General features: G+C 67.2%; 11 protein-coding genes. 6 read left to right on the top strand and 5 right to left on the bottom strand.

The window, feature by feature from the left end; all coding sequences use genetic code 11:
* The first annotated feature begins 19 nt into the window (after nt 1–19).
* From AAFF27_07115 to AAFF27_07130, 4 genes are all read left to right on the top strand, one after another.
* Nucleotides 20–739, top strand: a complete 720-nt coding sequence (locus AAFF27_07115) for a CoA pyrophosphatase (GenBank protein XAH24955.1) — start codon at nt 20–22, stop codon at nt 737–739.
* A 43-nt stretch (nt 740–782) separates the two neighbouring features.
* The gene (locus AAFF27_07120) at nt 783–1,766 is read left to right on the top strand and encodes a CobD/CbiB family protein (GenBank protein XAH24956.1); all 984 of its coding nucleotides are present in this window, start codon (nt 783–785) and stop codon (nt 1,764–1,766) included.
* A 75-nt stretch (nt 1,767–1,841) separates the two neighbouring features.
* Nucleotides 1,842–2,933: a histidinol-phosphate transaminase gene (hisC, locus tag AAFF27_07125; protein XAH24957.1), complete on the top strand. Its 1,092-nt coding sequence runs from the start codon at nt 1,842–1,844 to the stop codon at nt 2,931–2,933.
* The gene (locus AAFF27_07130; GenBank protein XAH24958.1) at nt 2,934–3,929 is read left to right on the top strand and encodes a TraB/GumN family protein; all 996 of its coding nucleotides are present in this window, start codon (nt 2,934–2,936) and stop codon (nt 3,927–3,929) included.
* A gap of 148 nt (nt 3,930–4,077) precedes the next feature.
* Here the strand turns inward: AAFF27_07130 and rsgA are convergent, their stop codons facing one another.
* From rsgA to AAFF27_07145, 3 genes are read right to left on the bottom strand one after another with little or no spacing between them, the layout of a single operon-like run.
* Nucleotides 4,078–5,013, bottom strand: a complete 936-nt coding sequence (rsgA, locus tag AAFF27_07135; protein ID XAH24959.1) for a ribosome small subunit-dependent GTPase A — start codon at nt 5,011–5,013, stop codon at nt 4,078–4,080.
* Between the two features lie 4 nt (nt 5,014–5,017).
* Nucleotides 5,018–5,353 carry a 4a-hydroxytetrahydrobiopterin dehydratase gene (locus AAFF27_07140; protein XAH24960.1) on the bottom strand — a complete coding sequence of 112 codons (336 nt, stop codon included), beginning with the start codon at nt 5,351–5,353 and terminating at the stop codon, nt 5,018–5,020.
* A complete protein-coding gene (locus tag AAFF27_07145) occupies nt 5,350–6,660 on the bottom strand; it encodes a M48 family metallopeptidase (GenBank protein ID XAH24961.1) in 1,311 nt (436 codons plus the stop codon). Before AAFF27_07145 ends, AAFF27_07140 begins: the two co-directional genes overlap by 4 nt.
* Before the next feature lie 38 nt (nt 6,661–6,698).
* On the opposite strand from AAFF27_07145, the gene orn reads away from it, so the two are divergent.
* Complete coding sequence (gene orn / locus AAFF27_07150; GenBank protein XAH24962.1) at nt 6,699–7,301, top strand: oligoribonuclease; 603 nt, start codon at nt 6,699–6,701, stop codon at nt 7,299–7,301.
* 268 nt (nt 7,302–7,569) lie between these two features.
* Nucleotides 7,570–9,543, top strand: coding sequence for a DEAD/DEAH box helicase (locus AAFF27_07155; GenBank protein XAH24963.1), 1,974 nt, complete (start codon nt 7,570–7,572; stop codon nt 9,541–9,543).
* 91 nt (nt 9,544–9,634) lie between these two features.
* Here AAFF27_07155 and AAFF27_07160 read toward each other — a convergent pair whose 3' ends face one another.
* Nucleotides 9,635–10,240 (bottom strand): XRE family transcriptional regulator, encoded by a 606-nt coding sequence (locus tag AAFF27_07160; protein XAH24964.1) that lies wholly within the window; start codon nt 10,238–10,240, stop codon nt 9,635–9,637.
* A gap of 48 nt (nt 10,241–10,288) precedes the next feature.
* Nucleotides 10,289–10,996, bottom strand: coding sequence for an urea carboxylase-associated family protein (locus AAFF27_07165; GenBank protein XAH24965.1), 708 nt, complete (start codon nt 10,994–10,996; stop codon nt 10,289–10,291).
* Between the last annotated feature and the right edge of the window lie 15 nt (nt 10,997–11,011).

An 11,011-nucleotide genomic window follows, 5' to 3' on the forward strand; every position in this document is an offset into this window, starting at 1 on the left:
TTTTTCTTTTGTAGCCCCTGTGACCTCGCCCGCCGCTCCTCCCGCACCGCTCATATCCCTCTCCAGCCTGCCCGGTTTTGATCCGCGCCAGGTGCCGGTGGTGGGGGTGGACGACCACCTGCCGGCCGTGCCGGCCGAGCGCTGGAGCCCGGATGCGCTGCGATTGCGTTTTCACACGCCGCCGGCATGGGAGCCGGATGTGCGGCGCGAGCCGGTCTTCAGCAACCGCCGGCCTGCAGACGCTGCGGTGCTACTGGGCATCGTGCAGCGCGCCGTGCCCACGGTGCTGCTGACCGAGCGCACGGCGAACCTGTCCAACCACTCTGGCCAGGTGGCTTTTCCGGGCGGCCGGGCTGACCCGGGGGACGCCGATGTGGCGGCCACCGCACTGCGCGAGGCGCAGGAAGAAGTTGGGCTGGACGGCCACCATGTGCAGGTGCTGGGCAGCCTGCCGACCTATGCCACGGTGACTTCCTTCATCGTCACGCCGGTAGTGGCGCTGGTGGCCGCAGATTGCCAGCTGCAGCCCAACCCGTACGAGGTGGCCGACGTGTTCGAGGTGCCGCTGGCCTTTTTGATGGACCCGGCCAACCACCGGCGCCACGTGGTGCAGTTGCCAGGCGGCGCGCGCGAATGGTTCTCCATGCCCTGGACCGATCCGGCCACCGGCAAGGAGCACTTCATCTGGGGTGCGACCGCGGGCATGCTGCGCAACTTCTATCGTTTCCTTTCGGCGTAGGGGCGGCGAGGCGCGCTCGCGGCCCTCGCATATCATGCTGGGCATGAGTTTTTTCGCCATCCTGTTCGCCTTGCTGCTGGAGCAGGCGCGTCCGCTGGCCCGCAGCAACCCGATCCATTCCGGCCTGCGCGCCTGGGCACTGTCCATCAGCCGCAATTTTGATGCGGGTAAATCGCACCATGGCTGGGTGGCCTGGGTCCTGGCGGTGCTGTTGCCCTCGCTGCTCACGCTGGGCGTGCACTGGCTGCTGCTGTGGGGCCTGGGCTGGCCGTTTGCGGTGCTGTGGAGCACGGCCGTGCTGTATGTGACGCTGGGCTTCCGGCAGTTCAGCCACCACTTCACCAGCATCCGCATTGCCCTGCTGGAAGGCGACGAGATGCGTGCGCGCGAGCTGCTGGCGCAATGGCAGCAGGTGGACGCCAGCGAGCTGCCGCGCAGCGAGATCGTGCGCCACGTCATCGAGTATTCGGTGCTGGCCGCGCACCGCCACGTGTTCGGCACGCTGGCCTGGTTCTCGGTGCTGGCGGCTTTTGGTTTGGGGCCGGCCGGCGCGGTGTTTTACCGGCTGGCGGAATTTGCCTCGCGCTACTGGAAGCACAAGAGCCGCCTGCAAGGGCCGCCCGGCAGCCCTTCGCTGGAGCGCGCGGCGGCAGCGGCCTGGACCGTGATCGACTGGCTGCCGGCGCGCATGACGGCGCTGAGCTTTGCCGTGGTCGGCAGCTTCGAAGAAGCGATTGATGGCTGGCGCTACCACGCCCAGCGCTTTCCCAACGACAACGATGGCGTGGTGCTGGCCGCCACGGCCGGCGCCATCAACGTGCGCCTGGGCGGCAGCGCGCTGCGCGCCGCCGAGCCGGCGACCACGCTGCTGGTCGAGGGCGAGGTGGAAGAGCCCGATTCAGTCAGCACGCCCGGCCGCGAGCCCGAGGTATCACACCTGGCCCAGGTCGTGGGCCTGGTGTGGCGCTCGGTCGTGGTCTGGATGGGCCTGCTGGCCCTGCTCACCCTGGCGCGTTTGCTGGGCTAAACCCGTTTTTAAGCGAAAAGTGCCTGAAACCTAGGCTGGACTAGGGGCTTTAGCTATAGTTTTAGGAGTTTTCGCTTGTCTTCCACGCCCGCCTTCTGCAGTCCCGTGGTGGCCACGCTGGTGCCCTATGTGCCGGGCGAGCAGCCCAAGATCGCACAGTTGGTCAAGCTCAACACCAACGAGAACCCCTATCCACCGTCGCCGCGCGCGGTGCAGGCGATCCAGGCCGCGGCTGCGCAGGGCCTGCAGCTTTATCCCGACCCGGACGCGACCGCCTTGCGCCAGGCGATCGCCACGCGCCACGGCCTGGCGTTGGGCGAGGTGTTTGCCGGCAATGGCTCGGACGAGGTGCTGGCGCATGCCTTCTTTGCCTTCTTCCAGCACGGCGCGCCGCTGCTGTTCGCCGACGTCACCTACAGCTTCTACCAGGTCTATTGCGGGCTCTATGGCATAGGCCATGAGCTGGTGCCGCTGGATGCGCGCATGCAGCTTGATGTCGAGGCCTTTGCGCGCAGCACGCCCTGCGCCGGTGTGGTGGTGGCCAACCCGAACGCGCCGACCGGCATCGGCCTGCCGCTGGCGGCGATCGAGCGGCTGCTGCAACTGCACCCCGAGCGCGTGGTGCTGGTGGATGAGGCCTATGTTGATTTCGGTGGCGAAAGCGCCATCCCGCTGGTCAACCGCTACCCCAACCTGCTGGTGGTGCAGACCCTGTCCAAGTCGCGCTCGCTGGCCGGGCTGCGCGTGGGCTTTGCCTGCGGCCAGCGGCCGCTGATCGATGCACTGGAGCGGGTCAAGAACAGCTTCAACTCCTACCCGCTGGACCGCCTGGCCATGGCCGGCGCGCTGGCCGCGTTCGAGGACCAGGCCTACTTCGACGAAACGCGCCAGGCGGTGATGCACACGCGCGAAGGCCTGGCGCTGCAGTTGGAAGACGCCGGCTTCGAGGTGCTGCCTTCGCAGGCCAACTTCCTCTTCGTGCGCCACCCCGCGCACGACGCCGCCGCGCTGGCCGCCGGCCTGCGCCAGCGCGGCGTGCTGGTGCGGCACTTCAAGCAGCCGCGCATCGCGCAATACCTGCGCATCAGCATCGGCACGCCTGTGCAGTGCGAGGCGCTGGTGCGTGCCCTGGGCGAGCTGCTCGCGCCCGTCACGGCGGGCGGCTGAATGGCCCTGGCATTGCGGCGGCTGTGGGCCGGATGGCTGCTGGGCACGCTTGCGGTGACAGGCTGGGCCGCTAGCTGCCCGCCCGCGCCCGAGAGTCCCACGCCCGCCACGATGGAGCGCCTGCAGCAGCAGGCGAGCGACCGGGGTTTTCTGTGGCGCATCCGCTCTGAGGGGCATGACTCGTGGCTCTACGGCACCATGCATGTGGGCCGGCAGGACTGGTTGGCGCCGGGCCCCAAGGTGGCGGCAGCGCTTGGCGCCAGTGAGGTGCTGGCACTGGAGATGAACCCGCTCGACGCCAGCATCCAGCAGCGCATGGCCGCCTTGGCCGGGCAGCACGCGGGGGAATGGCCGCAGGCGCTGCTGCCGCGCGTGCAGAAGCAGATGGACAAGGTCTGCCTGCCTGCTGCGGTGCGGGCAGCCCTGCACCCGATGATGCTGATGACCACGCTGGAGCTGTACGGCCTGCGTGCGCAGGGCTTGTATGGCGAATACGGGCAGGAATACCTGCTGGCTGACTGGGCGCGTGCGCGCCGCATGCGCACCGTGTCGATGGAGACGCCCGAGGCGCAGATCCAGGTGCTGCTGGGACCCGACGCGGCGGTGGTGCCAGGCGATCTGGAGTCGGCCCTGACCGCGTCTGAGAACGGCCGCTCGGCCAAGATCGCCGCTGCGCTGGCCCAGGCCTGGGCCACGTCTGACCTGGAGCGCCTGCGCAGCTATGCCGCCTGGTGCGACTGTGTGAAGACGGCACGTGATCGCGCGCAGGTGCGTGCCCTGCTGGATGAGCGCAACCCGGTGCTGGCCGACGGCATCGACGCCCTGCACCGCAGCGGCAAAACGGTGTTCGCGGCGGTGGGCGCATTGCACATGATCGGCCCGACGGGCCTGCCCGAGCTACTGCGGCAGCGTGGCTACGAGGTGGAGTACCAGTACCCGCTGCCGCCCTCGCGCGCCGTTCGTACGCGGCCTACGGCGTCCGACTCAAAGCGGTAACTGCGTCATTCGCAGCGCCTGAAGCCGACCCGCACCAAAGGCCGCGGAGCAGGCCATGCCAGAACATCCGCGGAACCGGCTTCGCCGGGCCGCTGGATGTGCCCCCTGCAAGGGGGTTGGCGAAGACACGAAGTGCGAAGCCTGGGGGTCAATACCGTTCCGGTTGGCTCAGTTCCGCGAAAAGGTCCGCGTAGATCTTGTAGCGATGCGGATCGATCGCGCCTTCGCTGCCGTCATCACGCACGGCGGCGCGTACCTCGCAGCCGGGCTCGTGCAGGTGGCTGCAGTTGTAGAACTTGCAGCCCTGCATGTGCGCCGCCAGGTCGGGCATGCAGGCCGCCAGCCGCGCCGGCGGTATGTGGTGCAGGCCGAATTCCTGGAAGCCCGGGGAGTCGATCAGGGCGGTAGTGCGCTCGGCATCCACCCAGTACCAAGTTGTCGTAGTCGTCGTGTGCTTGCCGGAATTGAGTGCCTGTGAGATCTCCTGGGTGGAGGCCAGCGCGCCCGGCACCATCAGGTTGATCAGCGTGCTCTTGCCCGCGCCCGAGGGGCCGAGCACCAGCGTGGTCTTGCCCTGCAGCAGCTTGATAAGTGCGGCCCGGTCCACGTCGGCCGAGGTCTTGAGCGCCAGCGGCAGCACGCCGTAGCCCATGCGGCGGTGCGGTTGCAGCCGCTCCCAGGCCTGGGCAAAGGGCTCGACCAGGTCGCTCTTGTTGAGCGCGATGATGGGCACGATGCGCTCGGCCTCGGCCGCTACCAGCGCGCGTGCCAACTGGTGCGCAGAAAACTCTGGCTCGGCCGCCACCAGCACCAGGATCTGGTCCAGGTTGGCGGCAAAGGACTTGGTACGGATCTCGTCCTGGCGATAGAACAGGTTGCGGCGCTCCAGCACCTTCTCGAGAATGCCCTCGTCGCCCTGGCCGGCGGGCGGGCGCTGCCACAGCACGCGGTCGCCGACCACGGCCTGGCTCTTCTTGCCGCGCGGGTGGCAGATCCAGCGCACGCCCTCAGGCGTCTCCACCACGCAGTGGCGGCCGTGGCTGCCGACCACCAGGCCTTCGTCGAGATCGGATTTGGCGGCCATCAGCTCACGCTAACAGGGCGTCGGACTGCGTAGCGCATGCAATGTCTGTCTCGGAGATGCCTTGCACGTCGTGCGTGTTCCAGCGCACGGTGCAGCGGCCGTAGCTCACCGCCAGGTCGGGGTGGTGGTCTTGCTTGTGGGCGATCAGCGCCAGCGCGTTCACAAAGGCCAGTGTCTGGTAGTAGTCGCTGAAGGTGTAGGTCTTCTCGATGGCCACGTCGCTGCCGTCGCCGGACAGCTTCCAGCCGTCGAGTTGTGCCAGGTTTGCTACTATTTCTGTAGCTGATAGCCGGCGCCGGGTCTCGGCTTTCCAGTCTTTTTGTTTGAGATCTTTGGTCATGCTGCCATGCGGGCCAGGCGTTCGGCCGCGGGTGGGTGGGAGTAGTAGAACTTCACGTACAGCGGGTCAGGCGTGAGCGTGGAGGCGTTGTCTTCGTAGAGCTTGAGCAGCGCCTGTGACAGGTCGGCGCCGCTGGTCTGTGCCACGGCGTAGGCGTCGGCCTCGAACTCATGTTTGCGCGATACGCGTGAGGACAGCGGCCCGACGAAGAAGCCGGCCACCGGCATCACCAGCAAAAACAGCAGCAGCGCCAGCGCGTCGTTGGGGCCGCTCATGTTGGGCCGTACGCCCAGGCCCAGGTAGAACCAGCCCTGGGTCGACAGCCAGCCCAGCAGCGCAAAGCCCAGCAGGCTCAGCGCGAACAGCGTGACGATGCGCTTGGGGATGTGGCGGTGGCGGAAGTGGCCCAGCTCGTGCGCCAGCACCGCGTCGACCTCGCCGGGCGAGAGCTTGGACAGCAGCGTGTCATAGAACACCACCCGCTTGGCCGCGCCAAAGCCGGTGAAGTAGGCATTGGCATGCGCGCTGCGGCGGCTGCCGTCCATCACGTACAAGCCCTTGGCCGAGAAGCCGCAGCGCTGCATCAGCGCGGTGACGCGGGCCTTCAGCGACTCGTCCTGCAGCGGCTGAAATTTGTTGAACAGCGGCGCGATGAAGGTCGGGTAGACCACCAGCAGCAACAGGTTGAAGCCCATCCACACGGCCCAGGTCCAAAGCCACCAAAAGCGCCCGGCCGCGCCCATCAGCCAGAGCATCAGCGCCAGCAGCGGCAGGCCGATCACCGTGCCCACCACCACGGACTTGAGCAGGTCGGCAAACCACAGGCCGAAGCTCATCTTGTTGAAGCCAAAACGCTCTTCCAGCACAAAGGTCTGGTAGAGCGCGCCGGGCAGGTCGACCAGGCTGCCGATGGCGACAAAGGCCGCCACCAGCGCGATCTGCTGCAGCATGCCGGTGCCCAGCCAGGCGGCCAGTGCGTGGTTGAGCAGGTCCAGGCCGCCAAGCAGGGTCCAGCCCAGCAGCAGCACGGTGCCCAGGGTGAGTTCCAGCAGGCCGAAGCGGCTGCGGGCGATGGTGTAGTCGGCTGCCTTGCGGTGCGCCGCCAGCGTGATGCGCCCGGCGAAGGCTGGCGGTACCGCGTCGCGGTGCGCGGCCACGTGGCGCACCTGGCGCGAGGCCAGCCAGAGCTTGGCCAGCACGCTGGCCACCAGCGCCAGCGCAAAAAGCAGGGTCAGTGCCAGAGGTGCGGGCACGCCGGCAAAAGTAGTGAGGGTGGTGGTTGGGGCGGCGAGGGCGGCGGCAGGCATGGGCCGGCCAGTGTAGGCCATCGGTGACAATCGCCGCCATGTCCGATACGAACACCCCCTCTGTCGCCACGCTGGCCAAATCCGACCAGAACCTGGTCTGGCTCGACTGTGAAATGACCGGCCTGGAGCCCGATACCGACCGCCTGCTGGAGATCGCCGTCATCGTCACCGGCCCCAACCTGGAACCCCGCATCGAAGGCCCGGTATTGGTCATCCACCAGTCCGACGAGCGCCTGGCCGCCATGGACGCCTGGAACACGGGCACGCATGGCCGCAGCGGCCTGACCGACAAGGTCAAGGCCTCGACCGTGACCGAAGAGCAGGCCGAGCAGCAGATCCTCGACTTCCTGGCCAAGTACGTGCCCAAGCGCGGCGCGCCCATGTGCGGCAACAGCATCAGCCAGGACCGGCGCTTTCTGGTGCGCTACATGCCCAAGCTCGAAGCCTTCTTCCATTACCGCAATCTGGATGTCAGCACGCTGAAAGAGCTGGCCAAGCGTTGGCGACCGGATGTCTACTCCAGCTTCAAGAAGGCGCAGAAGCACACGGCGCTGGCCGACGTGCACGAGTCGATCGACGAACTGGCGCACTACCGCGCACATTTCCTGCAGGCCGCCCCGGTCAATACGGTTACAGCCTGACGCTTGCGGGAAAACCCGCAGCCTGCCATAATCGCGGGCTGCGCTGGAGAAGCTTCTCGGCGCAATTGCACATCTCCCCTCATGCACCGGACTGGCTGACGCCCCGACAGAGCCCCGAAACCTCGGCGCCTTCGGCAGAAAAGAGTCCCCCGCGCAGGCCACGCCAAGTGGCCGCGCAGGCTTCGTTTGATGGTGGATGTTTTTACTCACCATCACGAAGCGTCCGCAGGCAGCGCCTGCGGTGTGCTTTTCGTGTGAAAGACACTTCATGACCGACACGCTTGCCGTGCAGGACGCTTTCGCGCCTGCCGATTCCTCTATTCCCCAAACCGCTCCTGCCGCTGACGCCGTGCTCGCCACCGTCTCGGCCGAGCTGGCCGCAGACGCTGCCGCTGAAGTCGAAGCCGTGCCTAATGGCTTCGTCCGCCTGGGCCTTGCGCCTGAGCTGGTGCAGGCTGTGGCCGACCTGGGCTTTACCCAGCCGACCGGCGTGCAAGAAAAGGCCATTCCGCTGGCCATGGGTTCTGACGCCCAGGAAGAAGGCGGCGCCCGCCGCTATATCGACCTGATGGTTTCCAGCCAGACCGGCAGCGGCAAGACGGCAGCCTTCCTGCTGCCCGTGCTGCACACGCTGATTCGCCTGCAGGCCGAAGAAGAAGCCGCAGAACGCGCTGAATTCGACCGTGCCGTGGCTGAAGCCGCCGCCAAGGGTGAGCCGGCTCCCAAGCGCGGCAAGCGCAAGGACCCGACCAACCCGCGTCACTTCAAGGCCGCAACGCCCGGCGCCCTGATCCTGTGCCCGACGCGCGAACTGGCCCAGCAGGTGGCGCACGACGCCATCGGCCTGGTGCAGCACTGCCGCGGCCTGCGCATTGCCAACGTGGTGGGCGGCATGCCTTACCAACTGCAGATCGCCAAGCTGCAAAACGCCAACCTGGTGGTGGCCACGCCTGGCCGTCTGCTGGATCTGCAGCGCTCGCAGCAAATCAAGCTCGACCAGGTCAAGTTCCTGGTCGTCGACGAAGCCGACCGCATGCTGGATCTGGGCTTCTCGGACGACCTGGCCGAAGTCAACCAACTGACCATCGACCGTCACCAGACCATGATGTTCAGCGCCACCTTCGCGCCGCGCATCCAGCAACTGGCCTCGCGCGTGATGCGTGAGCCGCAAAAGCTGCAGATCGACAGCCCGCAAGAAAAGCACGCCAACATCCAGCAAAAGCTGTTCTGGGCCGACAACTCCCAGCACAAGCGCAAGATGCTCGACCACTGGCTGCGCGACACCACCATCGACCAGGCCATCGTCTTTGCCAGCACGCAAGTCGAGTGCGACGGCCTGGCCAACGACCTGCAGCAAGAGGGCTTCAGTGCCGTCGCGCTGCACGGTGCCCTGAGCCAGGGCCTGCGCAACCGCCGCCTGATGGCGCTGCGCCAAGGCCAGGTGCAGATCCTGGTGGCCACCGACGTTGCCGCCCGCGGCATCGACGTGCCCACCATCACCCACGTCTTCAACTTCGGCCTGCCGATGAAGGCTGAGGACTACACCCACCGCATCGGCCGTACCGGCCGTGCCGGGCGCGACGGCCTGGCCGTGACCTTTGCCGAGTTCCGCGACCGCCGCAAGATCTTCGACATCGAAGGCTACAGCCGTCAACAGTTCAAGGCCGACGTGATCCCTGGCCTGGAGCCGCAACAACGCATGCCCGATTCGCGCCCTCCGCGCGGCCCAGGCGGCGGTGGTGACTTTGGTGGCCGTGGCCGCGGTGGCGACAGCCGTGGTGGTGACCGCAAGTTCGGCGGCGGCGGTGCTGGCCGTGGTGGCTTTGGCGGCGGTTTCGGTGACCGCTCCGGCCCTGGCCGTGGTGCACCGGCTTCTGGTTACCAGAACGCCAGCGGCTTCAACCAGCGTGGTGCTGGCGGTGGCGATCAGCGTGACGACCGTGGCGGTGCAGGTGGCTATGGCCGCAAGCCTGGCTTTGGCGACAACGCTGGTGGCGGCCGCTTCGCGCCGCGTGCCGAAGGCTTTGGTGGTCGTCCAGAAGGCGGCCGTCCTGATGGCGGCTTTGCCCCGCGCGGCGATGGCCCCCGCCATGGTGGCGGTGGTGGCTTCGGTGACCGCAAGCCAGGCGGTTTTGGCGGCGGCAAGCCCGGTGGCTTCGTTGCCCGCCCGGCAGCCCCCGGCGGCAAGGCCTATGTGCCGCACGACGGCCCGCGCCGCGCTGCCGGCAAGCCGGTGCGCTGAGCTTTTGCTTCGTAGTCATGCCGTTCGCGGCATGCAAAAACGGCCTCCTTGTGAGGCCGTTTTTTTTGCGTGAAGCGTGCGCTGGCCTATGTCAAAACGTAGGCGGCGTGTTCACCCATAGCACGCGGGTCAGCGTCTGGCCCGGGTTGCGGTAGCTGTGCGGCGTGTCGCTGGAAAAAGAGAAGTGATCGCCCGGCCCCAGGCGGTAGGTGCTGTCGCCCAAGGTCAGCTCCAGCTCGCCTTCGAGCAGGTAGCCCAGCTCTTCGCCGATGTGGCTGATCTGTTCTCCGCTGCTCACCAGCGGATCGATCAGGTGAATGTCGGCCTGCAGCAACTGGCCGCGCATGGGCAGCATCACGCGCTCCAGCCGGATGCTGCCTTTTTGCTTGCGGCCGGACTGAAAGCTCACCACCGGCCGCGCGCCGGCGCGGCCTATGGGCGACTGGCCTTCGCCGCCGGTTGCGGTGAGTTCGGCCACATTGGACTTGAGCGCCAGCGCCAGCCGGTGCAACGCCGACAGCGAGGGCATGGCATGCCCGCGCTCGATCTTCGACAGCATGCTTTCCGAGCAGCCCGCCGCATCGGCCAGTTGCCGCAGCGTCAGGCCTTGCACCATGCGGGCATGCTTGAGGCGCAGGCCCAGTCCGGCCAGAGGATCGGCAACGTTGGATGGGGGCGATGAGGGCTCAGCGGGCATACGAGGCATTGGATCGAAAGTGGCAGTCAGGATGACACGATAAAGCCCTTAGTCAGAGCCCTCGACCACGAAATGCACATCCACCGGGTTGTGCGCATTGATGGCGACGATGTCCTGCGGGCAGGCCGACATCACCAGCACGCAATCCATCTCGGCGCGCAGCTCTACGTGGTCGCCCGCCTGGGACACCGGCGGCAGCCACTGGATGGCGTTCTTGCGGTCTACCGGGATGTTCATCCACAGGTTCAGTGCGCAGGGCACCTCGCCGCTGCGCAGGCCGATGGCGCCGAGCGCCATGCGCAGGTTGTCGGCGCAGTTGTCGTGGTAGATCTCCACGCCCAGGGTGCGGTAGCGCGACAGGTCGCAGGGCGCGATCAGCGTGTCGTGCACGCCGGGCGAGGTGTCGCTGAGCAGGGTCAGGATGGGGCGGCGCTGGTTGGTCACCAGCGCATCGCCGGGCTGCGGCACGATGCGGTCGATCCAGGCGCGCACATGCTCCATCGACATGAATTCGCTCAGGTCTGCGCTGTTGAAGGCCCAGGTGTCGCATACCTGCGAGCCGTGCGTGTTGATGATGCGGATCACCTGGCCCTTGCGCAGCCGCACGGCGCGGCCATTGCGCGCCGGCACGGTGTAGAGCTGGCCGAGCACCGGCGTGCCGTCGACCGAGATCGGCTCGTGCAGCGTGGGGTTGTGGCCTTCGGGCTCGCCGTTGTCGCGCGCGGTGTGCAGCTTGGCGGATGGGTTGAGGGACATGGGTGGGCTCCTTCG

The sequence above is a fragment of the Xylophilus sp. GW821-FHT01B05 genome (assembly GCA_038961845.1).
Lineage (GTDB): Bacteria > Pseudomonadota > Gammaproteobacteria > Burkholderiales > Burkholderiaceae_C > Xylophilus.

Bases quoted from the DNA above. Each gene is read 5' to 3' on its own strand.
- AAFF27_07120 (XAH24956.1), top strand. From the start codon at position 783: ATGAGTTTTTTCGCCATCCTGTTCGCCTTGCTGCTGGAGCAGGCGCGT.
- AAFF27_07130 (XAH24958.1), top strand. From the start codon at position 2,934: ATGGCCCTGGCATTGCGGCGGCTGTGGGCCGGATGGCTGCTGGGCACG.
- rsgA (XAH24959.1), bottom strand. From the start codon at position 5,013: ATGGCCGCCAAATCCGATCTCGACGAAGGCCTGGTGGTCGGCAGCCAC.
- AAFF27_07140 (XAH24960.1), bottom strand. From the start codon at position 5,353: ATGACCAAAGATCTCAAACAAAAAGACTGGAAAGCCGAGACCCGGCGC.
- AAFF27_07145 (XAH24961.1), bottom strand. From the start codon at position 6,660: ATGCCTGCCGCCGCCCTCGCCGCCCCAACCACCACCCTCACTACTTTT.
- orn (XAH24962.1), top strand. From the start codon at position 6,699: ATGTCCGATACGAACACCCCCTCTGTCGCCACGCTGGCCAAATCCGAC.
- AAFF27_07155 (XAH24963.1), top strand. From the start codon at position 7,570: ATGACCGACACGCTTGCCGTGCAGGACGCTTTCGCGCCTGCCGATTCC.
- AAFF27_07160 (XAH24964.1), bottom strand. From the start codon at position 10,240: ATGCCCGCTGAGCCCTCATCGCCCCCATCCAACGTTGCCGATCCTCTG.
- AAFF27_07165 (XAH24965.1), bottom strand. From the start codon at position 10,996: ATGTCCCTCAACCCATCCGCCAAGCTGCACACCGCGCGCGACAACGGC.